At 30.4% G+C, this 22,323-nt stretch carries 18 protein-coding genes and 4 pseudogenes; 14 read left to right on the top strand and 8 right to left on the bottom strand.

Annotation, left to right across the window (positions count from 1 at the left end; genetic code table 11):
• Positions 1-8: 8 nt before the first annotated feature.
• Positions 9-965, top strand: coding sequence for a methylenetetrahydrofolate reductase [NAD(P)H] (gene metF, locus JJC03_RS01965; protein ID WP_235873881.1), 957 nt, complete (start codon positions 9-11; stop codon positions 963-965).
• Between the two features lie 66 nt (positions 966-1,031).
• Here metF and JJC03_RS01960 read toward each other — a convergent pair whose 3' ends face one another.
• Positions 1,032-1,892 (bottom strand): hypothetical protein, encoded by an 861-nt coding sequence (locus JJC03_RS01960; protein WP_088398629.1) that lies wholly within the window; start codon positions 1,890-1,892, stop codon positions 1,032-1,034.
• A 113-nt stretch (positions 1,893-2,005) separates the two neighbouring features.
• Here JJC03_RS01960 and JJC03_RS01955 point away from each other — a divergent pair, with 113 nt between their 5' ends.
• The 6 genes from JJC03_RS01955 to dnaG all read left to right on the top strand — a co-directional run bounded on the left by JJC03_RS01955 (position 2,006) and on the right by dnaG (position 8,880).
• Positions 2,006-2,986, top strand: coding sequence for a polyprenyl synthetase family protein (locus JJC03_RS01955; protein ID WP_088444630.1), 981 nt, complete (start codon positions 2,006-2,008; stop codon positions 2,984-2,986).
• Positions 2,987-3,078: 92 nt separating this feature from the next.
• On the top strand, positions 3,079-3,645 hold the full coding sequence (locus JJC03_RS01950; protein WP_088398631.1) for an RNA polymerase sigma factor: 567 nt from the start codon (positions 3,079-3,081) through the stop codon (positions 3,643-3,645).
• Positions 3,626-4,333, top strand: coding sequence for a hypothetical protein (locus JJC03_RS01945; protein WP_235873880.1), 708 nt, complete (start codon positions 3,626-3,628; stop codon positions 4,331-4,333). The genes JJC03_RS01950 and JJC03_RS01945 overlap by 20 nt, the downstream gene beginning before the upstream one ends.
• Before the next feature lie 33 nt (positions 4,334-4,366).
• Positions 4,367-5,173 carry a hypothetical protein gene (locus JJC03_RS01940; RefSeq protein ID WP_235873879.1) on the top strand — a complete coding sequence of 269 codons (807 nt, stop codon included), beginning with the start codon at positions 4,367-4,369 and terminating at the stop codon, positions 5,171-5,173.
• Between the two features lie 373 nt (positions 5,174-5,546).
• A complete protein-coding gene (locus JJC03_RS01935) occupies positions 5,547-6,785 on the top strand; it encodes a beta-helix domain-containing protein (RefSeq protein WP_103714389.1) in 1,239 nt (412 codons plus the stop codon).
• 115 nt (positions 6,786-6,900) lie between these two features.
• Positions 6,901-8,880 carry a DNA primase gene (gene dnaG, locus JJC03_RS01930; protein WP_235873878.1) on the top strand — a complete coding sequence of 660 codons (1,980 nt, stop codon included), beginning with the start codon at positions 6,901-6,903 and terminating at the stop codon, positions 8,878-8,880.
• Between the two features lie 190 nt (positions 8,881-9,070).
• Here the strand turns inward: dnaG and JJC03_RS01925 are convergent, their stop codons facing one another.
• The 3 genes from JJC03_RS01925 to nadE all read right to left on the bottom strand — a co-directional run bounded on the left by JJC03_RS01925 (position 9,071) and on the right by nadE (position 11,642).
• A complete protein-coding gene (locus JJC03_RS01925; protein ID WP_088398636.1) occupies positions 9,071-10,012 on the bottom strand; it encodes an NHL repeat-containing protein in 942 nt (313 codons plus the stop codon).
• Positions 10,013-10,108: 96 nt separating this feature from the next.
• Positions 10,109-10,738 carry a response regulator transcription factor gene (locus JJC03_RS01920; protein ID WP_088398637.1) on the bottom strand — a complete coding sequence of 210 codons (630 nt, stop codon included), beginning with the start codon at positions 10,736-10,738 and terminating at the stop codon, positions 10,109-10,111.
• 97 nt (positions 10,739-10,835) lie between these two features.
• Positions 10,836-11,642, bottom strand: coding sequence for an NAD(+) synthase (gene nadE, locus JJC03_RS01915; protein WP_088444628.1), 807 nt, complete (start codon positions 11,640-11,642; stop codon positions 10,836-10,838).
• Between the two features lie 95 nt (positions 11,643-11,737).
• On the opposite strand from nadE, the pseudogene gldB reads away from it, so the two are divergent.
• A pseudogene (gene gldB, locus JJC03_RS01910) lies at positions 11,738-12,705 on the top strand (gliding motility lipoprotein GldB).
• A gap of 77 nt (positions 12,706-12,782) precedes the next feature.
• Complete coding sequence (gldC, locus tag JJC03_RS01905; RefSeq protein WP_235873877.1) at positions 12,783-13,121, top strand: gliding motility protein GldC; 339 nt, start codon at positions 12,783-12,785, stop codon at positions 13,119-13,121.
• Between the two features lie 38 nt (positions 13,122-13,159).
• Here the strand turns inward: gldC and yihA are convergent.
• From yihA to JJC03_RS01885, 4 genes and pseudogenes are all read right to left on the bottom strand, one after another.
• Positions 13,160-13,776 (bottom strand): annotated as a pseudogene (gene yihA, locus JJC03_RS01900) (ribosome biogenesis GTP-binding protein YihA/YsxC); the annotation flags it as partial.
• Positions 13,777-13,815: 39 nt separating this feature from the next.
• Positions 13,816-14,582 (bottom strand): annotated as a pseudogene (locus JJC03_RS01895) (alpha/beta fold hydrolase).
• Between the two features lie 229 nt (positions 14,583-14,811).
• Entirely contained in the window at positions 14,812-16,086 is a 1,275-nt protein-coding gene (locus JJC03_RS01890; RefSeq protein WP_088398661.1) for an adenylosuccinate synthase, read from the bottom strand.
• Positions 16,087-16,105: 19 nt separating this feature from the next.
• Positions 16,106-16,564 carry a Fur family transcriptional regulator gene (locus JJC03_RS01885; RefSeq protein WP_088398642.1) on the bottom strand — a complete coding sequence of 153 codons (459 nt, stop codon included), beginning with the start codon at positions 16,562-16,564 and terminating at the stop codon, positions 16,106-16,108.
• A 458-nt stretch (positions 16,565-17,022) separates the two neighbouring features.
• On the opposite strand from JJC03_RS01885, the pseudogene mraZ reads away from it, so the two are divergent.
• The 5 genes and pseudogenes from mraZ (at position 17,023) to JJC03_RS01860 (ending at position 22,257) form a co-directional block, all read left to right on the top strand.
• A pseudogene (mraZ, locus tag JJC03_RS01880) lies at positions 17,023-17,495 on the top strand (division/cell wall cluster transcriptional repressor MraZ).
• The gene (gene rsmH / locus JJC03_RS01875; protein WP_174647542.1) at positions 17,470-18,378 is read left to right on the top strand and encodes a 16S rRNA (cytosine(1402)-N(4))-methyltransferase RsmH; all 909 of its coding nucleotides are present in this window, start codon (positions 17,470-17,472) and stop codon (positions 18,376-18,378) included. The pseudogene mraZ and the gene rsmH overlap by 26 nt, the downstream one beginning before the upstream one ends.
• A gap of 33 nt (positions 18,379-18,411) precedes the next feature.
• Positions 18,412-18,753: an FtsL-like putative cell division protein gene (locus JJC03_RS01870; RefSeq protein ID WP_088398645.1), complete on the top strand. Its 342-nt coding sequence runs from the start codon at positions 18,412-18,414 to the stop codon at positions 18,751-18,753.
• A complete protein-coding gene (locus JJC03_RS01865; protein ID WP_235873876.1) occupies positions 18,744-20,744 on the top strand; it encodes a PASTA domain-containing penicillin-binding protein in 2,001 nt (666 codons plus the stop codon). Before JJC03_RS01870 ends, JJC03_RS01865 begins: the two co-directional genes overlap by 10 nt.
• Positions 20,745-20,796: 52 nt before the next feature.
• On the top strand, positions 20,797-22,257 hold the full coding sequence (locus tag JJC03_RS01860) for a UDP-N-acetylmuramoyl-L-alanyl-D-glutamate--2,6-diaminopimelate ligase (protein WP_088398647.1): 1,461 nt from the start codon (positions 20,797-20,799) through the stop codon (positions 22,255-22,257).
• Positions 22,258-22,323: the final 66 nt, after the last annotated feature.

Genomic DNA, 22,323 nt, shown 5'->3' with positions numbered 1-22,323 from the left:
GCTGAATTATGAAAGTAACAGAGCATATAGAAAAAGCAAAAGGGAAAACTCAATTTTCCTTCGAAATATTACCTCCTTTAAAAGGACAAAACATTCAATGTATTTTTGACGGAATTGATCCATTAATGGAATTCAATCCTCCTTTTATAGATGTAACCTATCATCGTGAAGAATACGAGTATAAAGAATTACAAAACGGATTGTTGCAAAAGAAAATTGTAAAAAAGCGTCCAGGAACGGTTGGTATATGTGCGGGTATTCAAAATAAATACAATGTAGATGCTATTCCTCATATTCTTTGTGGTGGATTTACTAAAGAAGATACAGAAAACCTTCTGATAGATTTAGATTTCTTAGGGATTGATAATGTGGTTGCCCTTCGTGGTGATGCGGTTAAAAGCGAAATTTATTTCAAACCTGAAAAAGAAGGTAATGCGTATGCATCAGAATTAGTTTCTCAAATCAGTAATTTAAATAAAGGAATTTACTTGGATTCTGATTTGCAAAACACCAATACAACCGATTTTTGTATAGGAGTAGCGGGTTATCCCGAAAAACATATGGAAGCACCAAGTATGGATAGCGATATTCATTTTATGAAACAAAAAATTAAAAACGGAGCGGATTATATCATTACGCAAATGTTTTTTGATAACCAGAAGTTTTTTGAATATGTCGAAAAATGCCGAAATGCAGGAATCACTGTGCCTATTATTCCGGGATTAAAACCCATTGCGACTAAGAAACAGCTGAATTTAATTCCGCATCGCTTTAAAGTGGATTTGCCAGACGATTTAGTTATGGCAGTTGTAAAAGCTAAAGATAACGAAGCGGTGAAGCAAATAGGTATCGAATGGTGTATTCAACAGAGTAAAGAATTAGTAAAGGCAGGAGTCCCATTTTTACACTATTATTCTATGGGGAAAGCCGAGAATATTAAAGCGATAGCTGAGGAGGTTTTCTAAAGACTAAAGTAAAAAGGAGAAATTCAATTATCGAATTTCTCCTTTTGGGAACTAAACAAACTGGATTTATTTTCTAAGTATGATTGAATAATTGATGCCGTTTATAGTTAAAGAGGCTTTGTTGTCACATTCTCCATTTCCAAAATCTAGAGTAGCAGCTGTTTTATCTAATTTTGTATAACTAATAATTCCCTTAACAATAAAAGGACAATTTACTTTTACAATTAAAGGTGATGTGATATTAGCAGATCTTACAGTTCCGCTAGGGAAAACAGTTTCCCAACTTCCTGTGATTTGATAAACATTGTCAGATAAATCAGGAGTTCCTTGTCCTTCAATAATCTCTCTTGTTTTAGCTCCTGTTATTTTTAAGATTTTACCATTTTCTAAAGTAACTGTTAGGTTTAAGTCAATTTTAAAAATTAAATGTTCGTTAAGATTTGCGGTGGATATACCTTTTGTAATCGTAATTGATCTTGTTCCTTCTACTTTTATATCATTGTGAGAAAAGTTTTCAAAAGTATATGTAAGAGTGTGCGAAGTAGCTTTAGGTTGATAGGTAAATTTAATAATTATTTTACCTTTTAAAATATTGCCGTTTGGCATAGTACAACCAGTTGTTCCAAAATCAACTGTTTTTGTAAGTATTTGTCCAGCAGTATAAGGTCCTTGTGGAGATATGCTTACAAGAGCGCAAGCTGGCGTTTGTTTTTCTACTGATGTAGTTCTTGCTGATAGGTTCAATTCTCCTAATTGTTCAAGTACTACACTTGAGAGATCTTCAACAGCAGCATCTGTTTTTACAGAAGCAGACATGTCGTCTTGAGTAACTTCAGGAGTGTATACGTTTTCATTGGTGTCTTTATTACAACCAGTTAGTAATGTAAAAGTGCTAAATAAAGCAATAATAAAATTTCTAGTTCTCATAATCAAAGGTTTTAGGGTTTATGGGTTAGACTAAAATAATAAAAAAGGTTTAATTTAGGTCTTATAAAAAATCTTTTTTTCATATATGAAATTATTATACCTTTGAAACCCTGATGGATATTACTTCTCAAATAAAACAACCGATACTTCAGGAAATGGAAATTTTTGAAAAAAAGTTCCATTCCTCTATGTCTTCCAAAGTAGCATTATTAAATAGAATTACTTATTATATTGTTAATAGAAAAGGGAAGCAAATGCGTCCTATGTTTGTTTTTCTAACTGCTAAAATGATTTCAGAAGGGGCTGTTTTGGAAAGGACATATAGAGGAGCATTAGTAATTGAGTTGATTCACACAGCTACTTTGGTTCATGATGACGTTGTAGATGACAGTAATCGTCGCCGTGGCTTTTTTTCGATTAATGCGCTTTGGAAAAATAAAATAGCAGTTTTAGTTGGGGATTATTTATTGTCAAAAGGATTATTGCTATCTATAGATAATGGCGATTTTGATTTGCTTAAAATAATTTCAGTAGCAGTTCGAGAAATGAGCGAAGGAGAACTACTACAGATTGAAAAAGCCCGTCGTTTAGATATAACAGAAGAAATTTATTACGAAATTATTAGACAAAAGACCGCTACCCTTATTGCGGCTTGTTGTTCATTAGCCGCTTGCTCAGTTAAGCCAGATGATACAGAATTAACAGAAAGAATGCGGAAATTTGGTGAGCTTATAGGTATGGCTTTTCAAATAAAAGATGATCTTTTTGATTATTCTGAAGAGGCTATTGGTAAACCAACAGGAATTGATATTAAAGAACAAAAAATGACACTCCCACTCATTTATGTGCTTAATACATGTACTTCAAAAGAAAAAAGTTGGTTGATTAATTCTATTAAAAATCATAATAAGGATAAAAAGCGTGTAAAGGAAGTTATAACATTTGTAAAAGAAAACAAAGGCCTTGCATATGCTGAAAAAAAGATGATTGAATTCCAACAAGAAGCACTTATGTTGCTTACAGACTTCCCTGAATCTGATTATAAAAAAGCTTTAGTTTTAATGGTAAATTATGTAATTGAAAGAAAAAAATAATTTTTTTAGATTACATGCAACCTTTTTTTATTCTTTGTCGTCTTTACATATAGATGGCAAAAGAATCATTATTGTTTGTATAAAACCAAAGAGTGAAAGTAATCAATTTACATCAAGACGAAAGAAAAATTATAGAAGAAGCGCTGAAACAAAATAAACAAGCACAGCATCAAATCTATTCAAAATTTGCACCTAAGATGTTAGGAGTCTGTCGTCAGTATGTTAAAGATTTACAACAAGCAGAAGATGTAATGATTACGGCTTTTATGAAAGTTTTTATAAATCTTAAAAGTTTTGAATATAAAGGAAGCTTTGAAGGATGGATAAGGAGGATAATGATTAATGAATGTATTTCATTTCTTCGAGTTCAAAAAGATGTAAAATTTTTAGAAGATGAAAATATAATAGAAGAAATACATAATAACATTGAAGATAAATTATCCGTAGAAGCTATTCAGTTTTTAATAGATAAATTACCAGTAAGATACAAGATGATATTTAATTTATATGTAATAGAAGGATATAAACATCAAGAAATAGCAAAAATGTTAGGGATTACAGAAGGAACTTCAAAATCTCAATTGTCAAGAGCGCGAGAAATATTGCAAAATCAACTCCAAAAAAATAAAAGCTACCGTAATGGAACTCAATCAATTTGAAAAACAAACTCAAGAACAATTCCGTTCTAGGGAAATTCAACCTAGTACAGAAGCTTGGAGTCAATTAGATACAATGCTTTCTACTGTTGAGATAAAGCCAAAAGTGTATAAATGGCAATATTATATGTTAAATATAGTGGCTATGTTTTTACTAATGATAGCGCTATTTTATTGGTTTGATCAATCTAATACTTTGAAGAATCAAAAACAAATTGCAAATAATTATGAATTAAGATCCATTTTAAAGAAACCACATAAAGAAATATTTTCTTTATTTAACAAGAATGAAAGAACGTTAGGAATGATAGATAATTCTATCGAATCAGAAGGATATTCTAAAAATAAGAAGCTATTAAATAAAAAACTTCAAAAAAAAGTTTTTAATCTGCAAAAACATAGTGAAAAAATACAAGAGGTGTCATGTCAGAATCTAAAATATGAAGGTGATGATTTCATAGTTTCTAAAGATGATGTTTTAGTAAATAAAGAAATAGTTATAAATACATCTCAAATAATATATAAAAACAAAACGAAAGAGATAAAAACAGAACTGAAAATAGATCCTAATGTTTTGTTAGATCAAGTCGATGGAGAAATAAAATTAACTTTTAGACAAAAAATGATTAAAGCCCTATCTAAGAACTTAAAAGAAGCAAAAGAATCTATAGCAAGTAGAAATAAAGAATAAAAATTAAATCAATCATTATCAAAAAACAACAGTATGAAACATTATCTTATTCATTTTAGTCTTCTAGTTTTAACTTCGTTTATGAAGTTAAGTGGACAAGAGACTTTTGAAAACCGTGCAAAACAAATAGCGTTACAAATAGAAACAATTGCACAAGAAGAAAAGGAAAAGTTAAAAGAACAAGTAGAAAAGATTAATCAAGATTTCTTAAAAGGAACTTTATCAAAAGAAGAAGCTGATCAAAATAAATTAAAATTAGCTCAAGAAACTGCTCATACAATAGAAAAAAGGACCGTTATTGAAGAAAACAAACTTACAGCATTAGTGAGAGAAAAAGTTGAAGGAAGAATACAAATTTTGGATACTTTGCAAAAAAAGAAAAAAATAGGTATACATTGGAATAAGAAAAAAATGGATAGTATAGGTTATTCAGAAAGAAGACATACAACCCAATTTGTATTTGTTGCTGGAGTAAATAATTTAGTGACTAATAATTCAATAAATGGATCTGATTTTAGATATTGGGGATCTCATTTTTATGAATGGGGATTTTCAATGAATAGTCGTATATTAAAAACAAATAATTTATTGCATTTTAAACACGGTATTTCATTTCAATATAATAATTTAAGACCAACGAATAATCGTTTTTTTGTAGAAGAAGGAGATCAAACGACTCTTAGAGCTTTTCCTAAACCAATAAATGATTCAAGATTTAAAGTTGTTAATCTAGTTTTTCCTATGTATTTAGAATTAGATTTTTCAAAATCACCTATGATTAATGGGAAAAAATATTTTCATACTCATAAAAGTTTTCGTTTAGGAGTAGGAGGTTTTTAGGATTTAATTTAAAAACAAAACAATATATAGAATATAACGAAAATAATCACTCCTATGTTTTAGAAGAAAAAGGGAATTTTAATGTAAATAAATTTGTATATGGTTTAGGAGCTTATTTTGGATATAAAGAAATTAGTTTGTACTTAAAATATGACTTAAATCCGCTTTTTAAAGACAATTCTATTTCTCAAAATAATACATCTTTAGGCATACGATTTGATTTTAATTAATCTTTTGGTATAGTTATTGAGAATATTTTAGGTACAAAACAGCTTTTAATTGTTTTTTAACAATTCTTTCTTCTAGAAGGGTTGCTTATTTATAAACTAAAAAGTAGCTTTGTCCCAATTTTTTATAAATCAAACCCCCAACAATGAAAAAAAAGTTATTAGGCATACTACTATTAGTATTTGCTTCTGGACAAGCACAAAATGCACAAGGAATTTATGGAGATTTTAATTGGTTTAATAATTGGACTAATTTTAAACCTAAAACGCAAGATTATGCAGCTCCAAGTAGAATATTAAATGGAGAAATTTCAGAAAACACAACCCTTAAAAAAGGGACGTATCTTATAATGGGGTCCGTATATGTTGCTAATGGAGCTACTCTTACTTTAGAACCAGGAGTTGTTATGCGTGGTGACTTTGATTCTAATGGAACTTTAATCGTTACTAAAGGATCTAAAATAAAGGCAGAAGGAACAGAAACAGATCCTATTGTTTTTACTTCTAGTAAAGGAACTTCTGATAGAAAACCTGGTGATTGGGGAGGTATTATTATTTATGGAGATGCACCAGTTAATCGTTATGGAGGTATTGTTTCTTCTATTTACGATCCAAATCCTAAATACAACCTTTTTGGAGGTAATAATGAAAATGGTGATTCAGGAGTTTTAAAATATGTTCGTATAGAATTTGCAGGGAAAAAACTGAATGAAAAAACAATGCTAAATGGGTTGACTTTAGGAGCTGTAGGCAAAAAAACAAAAATTGAATATGTACAGATCAGTATGACTAAGGATGATGGATTAGAAATTGTTGGAGGTGTTTTTGATATGAATAATATTATTTCGTTTCAAAATGCAGATGATGATTTTGATTTTTCAATGGGAGCTATTTGTACTATGAGTAATTCTGTAGCAATTCGTAACCCTTATATTTCAGATAATACTCGCTCAAGAGTTATGGAAATAGATACGTATGATAAATTAGAAAATTATGATCCTACTCGTAAAAAAACAGTAGTTAAGCTTAATAATGTAACAATGGTTAGTAACGAGGATAATGCTATGGGATTAGTAAAAGAAGCTATTTCAGTAAGAACAGATTCTTTTGTTGAAATTAATAAATGCGTAGTTTCGGGCTTTGCTAGTGTAATTGCAGCTGATGATAAGTATTTGGAAAAAGAAAATTACAAACAAATAAAAATAGCTAATACGATAATAAATAACTGTACTGAAGTTATTACAAATGAAAATTTAGTAAAAGCAGAAGAAGAAACAGACTGGTTTATGTCTAAGGATAAAGCAAATAGCATTACAAAAATTACGAATATTAATATGTTTAAAAGTAATGATGTTCGAAAAAAACCAGATTTTAGGTTGAAATAAAGAAAATACCCATTTTGTACTGCCCCCAAAAAGTTAGACACTATTTGGGGGTATTTTTTATTTCAACCTAAACGTCTTTTTAAAGTTGTATATTTGACCTTTTTAAGTATTAGTTGTGATTTCTAAAAATACAATAGAAACAGTTTTTGAAACTGCTCGAGTAGAGGAGGTAATAGGTGATTTTGTTCAGTTAAAAAGAGCAGGTACTAATTTAAAAGGATTAAGTCCCTTTTCTGATGAAAAATCGCCTTCTTTTATGGTTTCTCCAGTGAAACAAATTTGGAAAGATTTTAGTTCAGGTAAAGGAGGTAATGCGGTTACTTTTTTAATGGAGCATGAACATTTTTCATATCCAGAAGCTATTAGGTATTTAGCTAAAAAATACAATATAGAAATTGAAGAGACAGAACAATCTACAGAAGAAGTAGCTGTGGCAAATGAAAAAGAAAGTATGTATCTAGTTTCTGAATTTGCCCAAAAATTTTTTCAAAATGCCATGATTAATACTGATGAAGGGCAAGCTATAGGGCTTTCTTATTTTAAAGAACGAGGATTTACTTTAGAAACCATTAAAAAATTCGGATTAGGATTTTCACCTGAAGGGTGGGATGTTTTTACAAAAGAAGCTTTAGGGAAAGGATATAAATTAGAATTTTTAGAAAAAACAGGGCTTACAATAGCTAAAGAAGATGGTAGACATTTTGATCGTTTTAAAGGGAGAGTTATGTTTCCTATTCAAAGTATGTCTGGACGTGTTTTAGGTTTTGGAGGGCGTATTTTAACGAATGATAAAAAGGTCGCAAAATATGTTAACTCACCTGAAAGTGAAATTTACCATAAGTCTAAAGTTTTATATGGTATTTATTATGCAAAACAAGCCATAGCTAAGCAAGATAATTGTTATTTATGTGAAGGATATACAGATGTAATCCAAATGCACCAAGCAGGAATAGAAAATGTAGTAGCATCATCTGGTACAGCCTTAACTCCAGATCAAATTCGTTTGATTAATCGATTGACCAAAAATGTTACAGTTCTTTTTGATGGTGATGCAGCTGGTTTAAGAGCTTCCATTAGAGGTATTGATTTAATTTTAGAGGAAGGGATGAATGTAAAAGTTTGTACTTTTCCAGATGGAGACGATCCTGATAGTTTTGCTAAAAAAACATCTCATGATGATTTATTACGCTATCTAGATGAAAATGCAATGGATTTTATTCAGTTTAAAGCTTCTCTTCTTATGAAAGAAGCTAAAAATGATCCTATTAAAAAAGCAGATCTAATCCGTGATATGGTAATTAGTATAGCTAAAATACCAGACCGAATTAAACGAGAAGTATACATACAAGAATGCTCGCGTATTATGGATATTTCTGAAGAAGTATTGTTTAATACATTAGCTCAATTAGTTCAAAAAGATATAATAGAATCTGGAAAAAAATTAAAACAAGAGCAAAAAGCATTTACAGTTGTAAAAAATGAAGATTCATCTGCTAAATCAAAAATAGATGTTCAATATCAATTAGAACGTAAGATTATAGAAATTTTACTACTTTATGGTAACGCAGAAGAAGAATTTACTGATTATCTGTATAAAGCTACTCCAGAAGGTGAATTAAAAGAAATAAAAGAACTTAATACATACAAAGTGTACCAGCGAATTTATTTAAGTCTCCAAGAAGATGAAGTAGAGCTGGCAAATCCTCTTTTTAGAGCAATCTATAATGAGGTAATGAATTATTATCATCAAAATGAAAAATTTGAAATAGAACATTTTCTTATGCAGCTAACTCCTGAATTAGCACAAGAAGTTACCTCTATTTTAATGGAAGATGAAAAAATGAGTTTACATAATTGGGAGGTTAAATTGATTTATGTTAAGTTAAAAGACCAAACAATTGGTCAATATGCAACAGAAACAATTTTGAGTTTACGATGGTTTTTGGTAAATAAACTTATAGAAGAAGTAAAAGGTCAATTATCGCCAGATCCACAGGCTGATAACTCTGAAATTTTGTATATGGTAATGGATTATTCAAAATTAGTAGGTAATTTTTCTAGTAAATTGGGACGTGTTATGTCTCGTTATTCTTAGTATGATGCTTCAATTTTGTAGTAATAAAAAGAGGAAGGTGTCCTAGAAGTTGTAATCTTGTTATTTCAATCAAAGGGAGGGATTACATGATTATTGATTATGAAATATCTTTTTCGGTTAGAATCAGAAATGATATGTTGATTTTTCTACTTTTTGGACCACTTCCTCTTTTTTTAGATGTTTTTAAAAATTAAAATTTAACTATGTAAATTGCTCCTTCTCCCATTGCTGGTATCAAAAGATAATTGTTATAACTGCTGATATCAGCAGGACCATTTAAATATTTTTTTCCAATTTTACTGGTAAGATCCACTTGTTCGCTTTTTTGAGTAGTTAAGTTATATTTAAAGATAGAACCTACTTCATTAGAACCATTATAGTCTTTTCCCCAATCAGATAAATACATTTCATTATTGATGAAGGTTATACCATCTAAACCTCCTGTAGCCATTGGACTATTAGTAGCATCAGTATTATTTTTAGAGGTTAAGTCTAATTTTTTTAATGATAACCCTGCTTTAAAAGCGCAATTCCATAATATGTTATCTGTTAAAAATAAGCCATTTGCTAAACTGTTTTCTCCTATTTTTTCTTTTGTTTTTTCTTTTAGATTAATCTTGTAAATACCACCATTATTAGTAATACTTGTATATAAAGTATTATTGTCATTTCCTTTTACAAGATCATTTAGTCCTGTACCTCCATTAGCAGTTAGGTCAATTCCAAGATCATTAAAAGAAATACGATCTATTAATTCTCCCGTATTAATGTCAATTCCTTTTAGTTCATCAATATCGTTAACCCATAAAGTAGAACCTATTAAAACACTTCCTTTTGGGGCGTTTAAAACTGTTTTGCTAATGTTTTTTGAAATTAGTTTGCCATTAATATCTACTTTCGTAATCATTCCATCTCCGTCTTTTACGTGAGGAGCTAGTTGAGATCCGATATCTGAGATGTAAAAATATTCTTTACCATCAAAAAGGATACTTTCAGGATGGTTAAATTGTACTGGTAATTTTCCTGTTAAAAATGTAATTTCATTACTAGGGGTTGGAGTATCATTTTCTTTTGAGCACCCTATTAATAATGCACTTCCTATAAGGGAGGAAAGTAAAAAACTCTTTTTCATAATAATCTTTTTTAATTAAAGCAAAGTTACGAATAAGAGTTTTTTAAAGTTTTTTGTTATCGTTCAAAAAGTTATTCTAAAAGTTCAGTTTCAGAACTAAACAATTTCTAAAGTTTTTGCTTTGTTAACAAGATCTACAAGATTAGTCACGTTTAATTTTGCCAATAAACGGAGTTTGTAAGTACTAATTGTTTTTTCATTTAAATTTAAAGCTTCAGCTATTTCCTTATTCTTTTTGCCATTTGATAAATATCGTAAAACTTCAATTTCTCTACTTGATAGTTTTCTGTACAATTGTTCTGGCTTAGATTGTTTTGATATCAAAGCTATATTACGTTTTACAGCATCGCTAAATACAACGGCTCCTCTGTTTACTTTTATAATTGTTGAAGCAAGAACTTCTAGTTTTTCGGATTTTTCAACAAATGAAGAAACTCCGGCTTTTATTGCATTAGGTGCATACACCTGCTCATTTAAATTAGAAAATAAGACGATTTTAAGTTTTCGATAATTTTGTAATAAATTTTTAATACTATTAATGCTATTTAACCCATTTAGCTCCATGTCCATGACTAAAATGTCTACTTCTTTACGTTTCAGCATCTCCTCAATCATGTCAAAGTTATCCACTATTCCTACTAATGTAATATCAGAATGCTCTTTGAAATATGATTTGATACCATAATGAACCACAGGATGATTATCCGCAAGACCTATCTTTATCATACATTATTTGTTTAAAATTGTGTAAGTACAAAATTACAAATAAAAATATAAAGGCTTGATTATCAGTTGTAGAAAATGTTGTACACTTTTGTAGAAATTATTTAAGATCTTGAGGGATTACGCATACAGGTATAGGATTTATTTTGTGTTGATTGATTGTGTTTAAATGTAAATATATTGTAAAAACTTCTTTTTCTCTGCCTTCAAAATCATCGTTAGTTTTACCTCTTTCTAATTGCTCCATTGCCCATTCTAATTCGCTATAGTTGGCTCCTAGTTGATCTTCATCACTCCTATCATCACCAAATAATCCATCTGTAGGTTTTGCATTTAGGATAGATTCGGGTACTTTTACATAAGAAGCTAAAGCACGTACATCACTTTTTAATAAGTCAGCTATAGGGCTTATATCTACACCACCATCCCCATATTTTGTAAAAAAGCCCACTCCAAAATCTTCTACCTTATTACCAGTTCCTGCTACTAACAAATTGTTTAATCCCGCCAAGTAGTATAGTGATACCATTCGTAAACGAGAACGAGTATTGGCTAAAGCTAAATGAAGCTTGTCCTCATTTTCAGATGTTGGTACTTCCTTTTTAAAGGTTTCAAAAACAGGTGTTAAATCTACTCTAGTGTCTGATACATTGGGAAATCTTACTTTTAATTGATTGATGTGTTCATATGCTCTATTTACATGGCTTTCTGCTTGGTGTATAGGCATCTCTACGCATAAGGTAGTAAGTCCTGTTTGCGCACATAATGTAGAGGTTAAAGCAGAATCTATTCCACCTGAAATACCAACTACAAAGCCTTTTACTCTTGCTTTTTCAGCATATTCTTTTAGCCAGTTAACAATGTGTTCATTTACTTTTTCTACATTTAAAGTGCTTATTTTTTGCATAACGATGATAGTATTAAAAACGGATGTATATTTGCAAAAATAATAAAATTACTGATAAACCGTTTTTAGGTTACCTTAATAGAATTCATAGCAAAATGAAAAAATATAGTGTATTAGTTGTATTAGTTCTTTCTGTTTTTTCTTGTAAAAAAATGAGAAAGTACAAGATCAAGCAGAAGAAATGAGTTTAAATATTGTGGTGGATCGTTATGATAAGGCTTTTTTTGAGTCAAAACCTTCTGAGTTACCTGTTTTAAAGCAGAAATACCCATTTTTCTTTCCTCTTCAAGTAGATGAACAGTTTTTAGCAGACAAGATGATTAATCCCCAGTGGAGAGCATTGTATAAAGAAGTAGAGAAAAAGTATGATAATTTTGATATTGAAAAGAAAAATATTGAAACTCTTTTTAAATACATAAAATACTATTTTCCTAAAACAAAAGTACCTAAAGTGTATACTGTTATTCAGGATATGGATCCAGATTATAAAGTAATTTATGCCCCTGATAAAAATATGTTAATTATTTCATTAGAATTGTATTTAGGTAAATCACATCGTTTTTATCAATATCCTGATTTTTTGAAAAAGACATTTGAACCAGCTCAAATGATGCCTGATGTCGTAGACGCATTTGCTTTGTATAAAGTAAAACCTCCTACAGATCGAGATTTCTTATCACAAATAATTTATGAAGGTAAAAAATTATATTTGAAAGATGTTTTATTGCCTAAAACTTCAGATGAGGATAAGATAGCTTATACTACAGAAGAATTAAAATGGTGCGAAGAGAATGATGAAAATATTTGGCGATTTATGATAGACCAAAAAATGTTATATGATACAAATCCTATGTTGGTTCAAAAATTAATAGCACCAGCTCCTTTTTCTAAATTTGGACTAGATAGCGATAATCAAACGCCAGCTAGAATAGGAACGTGGATTGGATGGCAAATTGTACGAGCATATATGGAACAAAATAACGATACTCCTCTTCAAAAAATGCTTGTTATGGATGCTAAAGAATTGTTTAAAAAATCAAGATATAAACCAGTAAAAAATTAATAATAATTATAGGGAGTAAACTGTAAGAAAAATGTTAGTACTTATTATTTATTTCTTATTATCTAAAGCGATAAAAAATGGCAATAACAAAAACATCTAATATTAATTTTAAGATTTCGTTAGACGAAAATCATGTTCCTGAAAAATTGCATTGGACAGCAACAGATGGAGGGGTGCAAAATGAAGAAGCAAAGGCCTTAATGTTAAATATTTGGGATAGTAAAGCTAAAGAAACTATGCGTATTGATTTGTGGACAAAAGATATGCCTGTAGATGAAATGAAGGTGTTCTTTCATCAAACTTTAGTAGCTATGGCAGATACTTATGAAAGAGCTACAGCTGATGAAAAAATGAGTGCTACTATGCGTGATTTTTGCGATTATTTCGCAGAGAAATTAGAATTGAAAAAACAATAAAAAAGTCGCTTTAAGAAAGCGACTTTTTTATTGCTATAAAAATCTTCATTGCTTTTAAATACATCTTGGTTTACTCCATCAATAAATTCTAATACACTATCACGACCAGTGTTTTCTAATGAAGAAGTGATGAAGTGTTGAGGCATTTCTTCCCAATTATTAGCTAATAAAGCTTTTCTGTATGCTGCCACATGTTGTTCTGCTTTTCCTTTGCTTATTTTATCTGCTTTTGTAAAGATAATGCAAAAAGGAATACCTGTTTCACCTAAATAAGTTATAAACTCTAAATCAATTTTTTGTGCTTCATGACGTATATCTATTAAGACAAATGCACAAATTAATTGTTCTCGTTTTTCAAAATAATCAGTAATGAATTTTTGAAAAACTTCTTTTGTCTTTTTGAAACTCTCGCATAGCCATATCCTGGTAAATCAACTAAAAACCAGTTATTATTAATTTTGAAATGATTTATTAATTGAGTTTTGCCTGGCTTTGAAGAAGTTTTTGCTAAATTTCTATGATTAGTTAGCATGTTTATTAAGGAAGACTTTCCTACGTTAGATCTTCCTATAAATGCGTATTCAGGTAAACGTTCTTGTGGACATTTACTAACACTAGAGTTGCTTATAATAAATTCAGCTGTATTAATTTTCATATATATAAAATAATTCCCCTCTTGTGAAGGGGAAAGTTATTATTTATGTTCTGCTTTTGTTTCTAACCACTCTTCAAGAATTCTGTTGAACTCATCAGGGTGTTCCATCATGGCGGCATGACCGCATTTGTCTATCCAGTATAAAGTAGAATTAGGTAATAACTTATGGAATTCTTCTGCTACTTCTGGAGGTGTTACTTTATCTTGTTTTCCCCAAATAATTCCTGTAGGAACATGCATTTTTGGTAAATCTTTAGCCATATTATGGCGAATAGCACTTTTGGCAATTGTGAGGGTTTTTAAAAGTTTAATTCGGTCATTTACCGTTGCGTATACCTCATCTACAATTTCTTTTGTAGCAACATTAGGATCGTAAAATACATCTTCTGATTTTTTCTTAATATATTCGTAATCTCCGCGTTTAGGATAACTTTCGCCCATAGCACTTTCATATAAACCTGAGCTACCTGTAATTACTAATCCTGATACTTTTTCGGGAAATAGTTTTGTGAAATATAGAGCGATATGCCCCCTAATGAGTTTCCAACAAGAACAACTCGATCAAAACCTTTATGGTTGATAAAGTTTTTAAGATATACTGCAAATGCTTTTACGTTTGTTTTTAATATATTTTGTGTATATAAGGGTAATTCTGGTATTACAACTTTATATCCTTTATTGGGAAAATATCCGGCAACTCCACCAAAATTACTTAGACCTCCCATTAATCCATGTAAGATTACGATTGGAGTCCCTTCCCCTGCTTCGAAATATTTGTACTTACCGTCTTCTATTAAGTGCTTCACTTTATTAATTCGTTTTTATACGACAAATATAGTGGTTAAAAATGAAAAAATAATTTTTATTGTTTTTTTGTGGATAAACTAACTTCTATAAGTTTGAAGTTAAGTTTGTTTGTAATTGTAATTATGAGTGCTGAATTAAAACTACCTTATTTTGTATTAAATGTTTTTATTGTCTGTAGTCGTTTTTTAAAAAAAAGCTATCTCAATTAAAGAGATAGCTTTTGTATTTTTAGGATTTAATAATTGTCTGTTTCCTGTCTGGACCAACAGATATAATCATGATAGGAACTTCTAATTCTTTTTCAATGAATCCTATATAGTCTTTTAATTCATTAGGTAGCTCTTCAAAGGTATTCATTCCTGTTAAGTCGGCTTTCCATCCTTTAAATTCAGTATAAATAGGGGTAAGGTTTTCTTCTTCAATAGAAAAAGGTAAATGTTTTAGGGTTTCTCCTTTGTAATTATAAGCAGTGCAAACTTTTAATGTTTCAAATCCAGAAAGAACATCGCCTTTCATCATCATTAATTGTGTTACTCCGTTTATTTGAATTGCATATTTTAGGGCTACTAAATCGAGCCATCCGCAACGTCTAGCACGACCTGTTACAGAACCAAATTCATTGCCGACTTTTGCCATAGTTTCGCCATCTGTGCCAAAATCTTCTGTAGGGAATGGTCCAGAGCCTACGCGAGTAGTGTAGGCTTTAAAAATGCCAAATACATCTTTTATTTTGTTAGGAGCAATCCCTAAACCTGTACAAGCTCCAGCAGCAGTAGTATTAGACGAGGTTACAAAAGGATACGTTCCAAAGTCAACATCTAATAAAGAACCTTGTGCTCCTTCACAAAGAATGGATTTGCCTTCTTTTTGAGCTTTTGCTAAAAACTCTTCACTGTCAATAAAAGTTAGTTTTTTTAATCCTTCTATGGCTTCAAAAAACTCTTTTTCCATTTCAGGAAGATTGTATTGAATGTTTACATCGTAAAATTTAATCATTTCTTCATGCTTGTTAGCTAGAGAACGATATTTTTCGATAAAATCAGACATTTCAATATCTCCAACTCTTAAACCATTGCGTCCTGTTTTATCCATATAAGTAGGGCCAATTCCTTTTAAAGTAGAGCCAATTTTAGCTTTTCCTTTAGCTGTTTCAGAAGCAGCGTCTAATAAGCGATGCGTAGGTAAAATTAGATGAGCTTTTCTTGAAATTAATAATTTAGACTTAATGTCCATGTTGAATTTTTCAAGTCCTTCAATTTCTTTTTGAAAAACAACAGGATCAATAACAACACCATTTCCAATGATATTGATTGAGTTTTTATGAAAAATACCAGATGGAATTGTACGTAAAACATGTTTAATTCCATCAAATTCAAGTGTATGTCCCGCATTTGGGCCTCCTTGAAAACGAGCTATAATATCGTATTTAGAGGTTAGCACATCGACAATTTTTCCTTTGCCTTCATCACCCCATTGTAATCCTAGTAGTAAGTCTACAGTCATTGTGTTGTTGTTTGTAATTTTAAGAATTTTTCTTTTTAGTAGCGTAGAAATATAATGAATGATTTTGGATTTCAATTCCAAATAAATCTTCCATAGTTTGTTTGATAGTTTGTATTCGTGGATCGCAAAATTCAATTACCTCTCCTGTGTCTGTCATTATAATATGATCATGCTGCTTGTCAAAATAAGACTTTTCATAATGTGCTTGATTTTGACCAAACTGATGTTTGCGAACTAATCCACAATCTAATAATAACTCAATAGTATTATAAAGTGTAGCTCGAGATACACGATAATTTTTATTCTTCATTTTAATATAAAGATTTTCTATATCAAAATGTTCAGAGCTGTCATATATCTCCTGAAGAATTGCATATCGTTCAGGTGTTTTTCGATGTCCATTCTTTTCTAAGTAACTAGTAAAAACATTTTTTACTGTCTCTTGGTGGCTATTATTGTCAGATGTAACTTGTGTCATAACGTCACAAAGATAAAATTTTTATTTAGATTGTAAATAATAATGATTTTTTACTTTATGAGTATTCAATTGTTGAAAAAAATGATCCTTATTGAAAAGCTTTAAAAGAGCCTTTTTTATTTATTACTCCTTATAAATATATTAATACTTAAAGTAAGAGAAATATGTTTGCTGATAAAAGTAGGTGTCTAGGTTTGATGATTATTGTAGTTTATTAGTAAATATTTTTGGGTAGGTTGATTCTTGATTTTTAAAGTACGAGGTGTTTCGAGCTTTATTTGTTGTTTTTGCATTGTCTTTTTGTGAAAAAGATAAAAATAAAGAACAAAGATTATGTCTTTTTAGTTTTGTCATGTATTTCTTATAAAATTAAAACTTATCAACAAAGTGGTATTTTGTGGTAAAATGTGGTAAAAATATTTCTATCTTTGTCTTTGTACAGTACAAAGTGTAACTCCTTGAATACCATTATAGGAACATATGAATGTAAAGCAGATACAAAGGGCAGGTTGATGTTACCGGTTGCCTTGAAGGCTCAATTGACTTCTTCTTTGACAGAAGGATTCGTATTAAAGCGTTCTGTTTTTCAACAATGTTTAGAATTGTATCCAATGAGTGAATGGAATGCAATGATGCAAAAAATCAACAAGTTAAATCGTTTTGTGAAAAAAATAATGATTTTATTCGGCGATTTACTGCGGGAGTTAAAGTGGTAGAGATTGATGCTACAGGGCGCTTATTAATACCTAAAGATTTAGCAACTTTTGCAAATATTACAAATAATATAGTCTTGTCTTCAGCTGTTACTATATTGGAAATTTGGGATAAAGAGTTGTATGAAAAAGCTATTGATGATTCAGTAATGGATTTTGCTGATTTAGCTGAAGAAGTAATGGGAGATTTAAATTTTGATGACAATGGAATATCATAATCCGGTTTTATTAAAAGAAACGGTTGATGGTTTGAATATCAAACCGGATGGAGTGTATGTAGATGTAACTTTTGGAGGCGGAGGTCATTCAAGAGAGATATTATCTCGTTTAGGACCTAATGGGAAATTGTTTGCTTTTGATCAAGATGAAGATGCTTGGGTTAATGAAATAGAAGATTCAAGATTTGTTTTGATTAAAGAAAATTTTCGGTATATAAAAAACTTTTTGCGTTTTCAAAATGTTCGAAAAGTTGATGGGATTTTAGCAGATTTAGGAGTGTCCTCTCATCAATTTGATGTGCCAGAACGTGGTTTTTCAACTCGTTTTGATGGAGCACTTGATATGAGAATGAGCCAAAAAAATGAATTGAGTGCTTATACCGTAGTTAACGAATATGATGATATTAATTTACGTCGTATCTTTTTAGAATATGGTGAATTAAAAAATGCAGCTGCTTTAGCTAGAACTATTATAGAAGCTAGAGATACAGAGCGTATTGTTAATACAGAAGATTTAAAACAAGTTTTATCAAAACATCTGCCAGGACACAAGGCTAATAAAATTCTAGCTCAAATTTATCAAGCTATACGTATTGAAGTAAATCAAGAGATGGAAGTTTTAAAAGAGTTTTTAGAACAATCATTAGATATCCTAAACGTAGGAGGAAGATTAAGTGTAATTTCCTATCATTCATTAGAAGATCGGTTGGTAAAACGATTTGTAAAAAATGGAATGTTTGAAGGAGAGCCAGAACGAGATATGTTTGGAAGATTTGAAGTGCCAATGAAAGCAATTGGTAAATTAATTATTCCAACAGATGAAGAAATAAAAGTAAATAATAGAGCTCGAAGTGCAAAACTTCGTATTGCTGAAAAATTATAATACTAAATATTGCCTTTACTATTATAATTAAATATGAAGAACAAAATTTTTAATATACTAAAAGCACGCTATCTTTTAAACGAAGATGCAGCAAAGAATTGGATTTTTATTCTTTTCCTATTAGTACTAGCTATTATAATGATTGCGAATACACATAGTTATGAGAAAAAAGTTTTTCGTATAGCAGAATTAAATAATGAGGTAAAAGAATTAAGATCAGAGTTTGTAGACAGGAGATCTGAATTAATGAAAATAAAAATGGAGTCCAATGTAGCTGCTCAAATGGCAAGATTACAAATTGTACCTTCATCAGTTCCTCCTAAAAAAATAAAAGTAGCAAAAGAAAAGACAGCTTGGGAAAAGCTATGGCAGTAATAAATAGAAATATATTAAATCGTATTTATGGGGTGGCGTTACTAATATTAGTAATGTCGTCTGCTGTTGCTGTAAAATTAAGTAATATTCAATGGGTTGAAGGGACTTACTATAGACAATTAGCTAAAGAACGAACAATTAAAAATTTTGTGATTCCAGCGAATAGGGGGAATGTGTATTCCTCAGATGGAAGTCTTTTAGCTACCTCTATTCCTGAATATACTATACGTTTTGATGCTTTAGCACCTTCTCAAGAAAACTTTGATAAACATATTAGATCACTAGCTGATTCATTAGCCCCTATGTTAAGAAAATCAAGTAGTTCCTTACTAAATGATTTTAGAAAAGCAAGAGCTAATAAAAATCGTTATATGTTAGTTGCTCGTAAATTAAGCTATACAGAACATGCTAAAATAAAAGGTTTTCCTTTATTAAATTTAGGAGCCTATAAAGGTGGTATTATTATAGAACAACAAACTGTTAGAGAACACCCAATTGGGAAAATTGCGGAAAGAACTATAGGTTATGAGCGATTTAATGATGGAGGAAGTCTTACTCGCGTAGGTATTGAAGGAGCTTTTGGAAAGTATTTAAAAGGAAAAGACGGACAAGTTTTAAAACAAAAAATAGCAAAAGGACAATGGAAACCCATTCGTGATAATAATGAAGTAGAACCTATTGATGGTTATGATATAGTTTCTACTATTGATGTTTATATTCAAGATATTGCCCACCATGCATTGTTAAAACAATTAGAATTATACGAGGCGGAACATGGTTGTGCCGTTGTTATGGAAACTAAAACAGGAGATATCAAAGCGATCTCAAATTTAGGAAGAGCAAAAGACGGATCATATTATGAAACCATTAATTACGCTGTAGCAGAATCTCATGAGCCAGGTTCTACATTCAAATTAGTTGATGTTTTAGCATTATTAGAAGATAAAAAAATAGATACTAGCAAAATATACAATACTTATGGAGGAGTAGTTGTATATAGAGGGAGAAAAGTAAAAGATTCTCATGATGGAGGATATGGTAAAATTTCATTTGCTAGAGGTTTTGAGCTTTCTTCTAATACTGTTTTAGTTCAGGCTGTTTATGAAAATTATAAAGATAATCCGCAACAATTTGTTGATCATATTAATTATTTAGGATTAAACACATCTTTGGGTTTACCTTTTAAAGGAGAAGGAAAACCTAGAATACCACAGCCAAGAAAAGGAAATTGGAGCGGTATTTCTCTTCCGTGGATGGCATTTGGTTATGGTGTTTCGGTTACTCCTCTACAAACACTGACACTGTATAATGCGGTAGCTAATAATGGTATAATGGTTAAACCTAAGTTTGTTCAAGAAGTAAAAGAATGGAATAAGGTTATTAAAAAGTTTGATACAGAAGTAATAAACTCTAAAATTTGTTCAAATTCAACACTTTTAAAAGTAAAAGCTATGTTGAAAAATGTAGTAAAAAGAGGAACAGCTTCTAAACTATACTCAAAAGATTTTTCTATGGCAGGGAAAACAGGAACCGCTCAAATAGATTATCATAAAGGCGATACACAAATGTATTACGCTTCTTCCTTTGCAGGATATTTTCCAGCTGAAGATCCACAATACTCTTGTATAGTTGTTATTCATAAACCCAATACTTCTAGCAATAACTATTATGGTGCTGATGTGGCAGGTCCAGTTTTTAAAAGAATAGCACAGAAAGTCTTTACAGATGTTCCCTCTACCGATGAGATAAAATCATTAAAGAGGAAAGTTAATAAACAAGAAAAAAGTTATTTAGCGTACAATGAAAAATTAAATAAAAAACCAGTATATGTGCCGAATACTAAAGGAATGCCCGGAATGGACGCAGTAGCTTTGTTAGAGAATTTAGGAATGAAAGTACGGGTGAGTGGATTTGGTAAAGTAAAAAAACAATCCATTCAAGCAGGTGAACTTATTAGAAAAAATAAAGTTATAGTGTTAGAATTGTCATAAATGAAATGTGTTAACATTTTATCGTCCAATTAATAAGGAATAGTAAAATAGGATGAATTTAAAAGATTTATTATATAAAGTAGCTATAGAAGCAGTTTGCGGATCTACAACAGTAACTGTAAACCAAATTCAGTTTGATTCTCGTAAGATAGAATCGGATGATGTTTTTGTGGCAATTCGTGGGACTTTGTCAGATGGACATCAATATATAAACAAAGCAATTAGTTTAGGAGCTTCCGTAATAGTTTGTGAAGAATACCCTCAAACTTGTTTAGAAAATATTACCTATGTTAAAGTAATAGATACAAATAGTGCATTAGCTCAATTAGCTAATAATTTTTATGGAACACCATCACATAAATTAACTTTAGTTGGAGTTACAGGTACTAATGGTAAGACTACAATTGCTTCTCTTTTGTATCAAATGTTTAAAAAAGCAGGATACAAAGTAGGGTTATTATCAACTGTTAAAATTATGGTTGATCAAGTTGAATATAAAGCTACTCACACTACACCTGATTCACTTACCTTGAACTATTATTTAAATGAAATGGTTGTGAATGGTTGTGAATACTGTTTTATGGAAGTAAGTTCTCATGGTGTACACCAAAAAAGAACAGAAGGTTTGCGTTTTGCAGGGGGTGTGTTTACTAACTTATCTCATGATCATTTAGATTATCATCCTACGTTCGCAGAATATCGGGATGTGAAAAAATCATTTTTTGATCATTTGCCTAAAACGGCTTTTGCATTAACTAATATTGATGATAAAAATGGAGCTGTAATGTTGCAAAATACACAAGCAAAGAAGAGAACCTATGCTTTAAAAACGTATGCTGATTACAAAGCCGTTATATTAGAAAATCAATTAACAGGACTCCAATTAAAAATTAATAATCAAGATGTTTGGACACGTTTAATAGGTACTTTTAATGCTTACAATCTATTAGCTATCTACGGAGTAGCCGTTGAACTTGGAATAGATAAAATAGAAGCATTGCGCTTATTATCTGAATTAGAAAGCGTTTCGGGTAGGTTTCAATTTATTGTTTCCAAGCAAAAGATTACAGCCATAGTAGATTATGCTCATACACCAGATGCTTTAGAAAATGTATTAAATACTATTAATGATATTAGAACAAAAAACGAACAACTAATTACGATTGTAGGATGTGGAGGAGATAGAGATAGAACAAAGCGTCCTGTTATGGCACAAATTGCAACAGAAATGAGTTCTAAAGCAATTTTAACTTCAGACAATCCTCGCACTGAAAACCCACAGGCTATTATTGACGAAATGGAAGCAGGTATAAGTGCTGAAAATTTTAAAAAATATTTATCCATAGTAGATCGAAAGCAAGCTATAAAAACAGCTTGTCAAATGGCAGAAAGTGGTGATATTATATTAATAGCAGGGAAAGGACATGAAACATATCAAGAAATTAATGGAGTACGTCATGATTTTGATGATATGAAAACAGTTAAAGAATTATTAGAACAACTGAATAAATAATAATAATGATTTAAGATTAATGACTTCTGAACACAGAAATCTAAAATCTAAAATCTAAAATTTAAA

The sequence above is a fragment of the Flavobacterium oreochromis genome (assembly GCF_019565455.1).
GTDB classification, from domain to species: Bacteria; Bacteroidota; Bacteroidia; order Flavobacteriales; family Flavobacteriaceae; genus Flavobacterium; species Flavobacterium oreochromis.
The sequence above is the reverse complement of the archived record's forward strand: the minus strand, read 5'-3'. Positions and strand labels throughout refer to the sequence as shown.

What these genes read in the sequence shown, in the direction of transcription:
- JJC03_RS01940 (WP_235873879.1), top strand. Translation starts at nt 4,367, where the DNA reads ATGAAACATTATCTTATTCATTTTAGTCTTCTAGTTTTAACTTCGTTT.
- JJC03_RS01860 (WP_088398647.1), top strand. Translation starts at nt 20,797, where the DNA reads ATGAATTTAAAAGATTTATTATATAAAGTAGCTATAGAAGCAGTTTGC.
- metF (WP_235873881.1), top strand. Translation starts at nt 9, where the DNA reads ATGAAAGTAACAGAGCATATAGAAAAAGCAAAAGGGAAAACTCAATTT.
- JJC03_RS01920 (WP_088398637.1), bottom strand. Translation starts at nt 10,738, where the DNA reads ATGATAAAGATAGGTCTTGCGGATAATCATCCTGTGGTTCATTATGGT.
- JJC03_RS01945 (WP_235873880.1), top strand. Translation starts at nt 3,626, where the DNA reads ATGGAACTCAATCAATTTGAAAAACAAACTCAAGAACAATTCCGTTCT.
- nadE (WP_088444628.1), bottom strand. Translation starts at nt 11,642, where the DNA reads ATGCAAAAAATAAGCACTTTAAATGTAGAAAAAGTAAATGAACACATT.
- JJC03_RS01925 (WP_088398636.1), bottom strand. Translation starts at nt 10,012, where the DNA reads ATGAAAAAGAGTTTTTTACTTTCCTCCCTTATAGGAAGTGCATTATTA.
- JJC03_RS01885 (WP_088398642.1), bottom strand. Translation starts at nt 16,564, where the DNA reads ATGACACAAGTTACATCTGACAATAATAGCCACCAAGAGACAGTAAAA.
- JJC03_RS01870 (WP_088398645.1), top strand. Translation starts at nt 18,412, where the DNA reads ATGAAGAACAAAATTTTTAATATACTAAAAGCACGCTATCTTTTAAAC.
- JJC03_RS01955 (WP_088444630.1), top strand. Translation starts at nt 2,006, where the DNA reads ATGGATATTACTTCTCAAATAAAACAACCGATACTTCAGGAAATGGAA.
- JJC03_RS01865 (WP_235873876.1), top strand. Translation starts at nt 18,744, where the DNA reads ATGGCAGTAATAAATAGAAATATATTAAATCGTATTTATGGGGTGGCG.
- JJC03_RS01935 (WP_103714389.1), top strand. Translation starts at nt 5,547, where the DNA reads ATGAAAAAAAAGTTATTAGGCATACTACTATTAGTATTTGCTTCTGGA.
- JJC03_RS01960 (WP_088398629.1), bottom strand. Translation starts at nt 1,892, where the DNA reads ATGAGAACTAGAAATTTTATTATTGCTTTATTTAGCACTTTTACATTA.
- JJC03_RS01890 (WP_088398661.1), bottom strand. Translation starts at nt 16,086, where the DNA reads ATGACTGTAGACTTACTACTAGGATTACAATGGGGTGATGAAGGCAAA.
- gldC (WP_235873877.1), top strand. Translation starts at nt 12,783, where the DNA reads ATGGCAATAACAAAAACATCTAATATTAATTTTAAGATTTCGTTAGAC.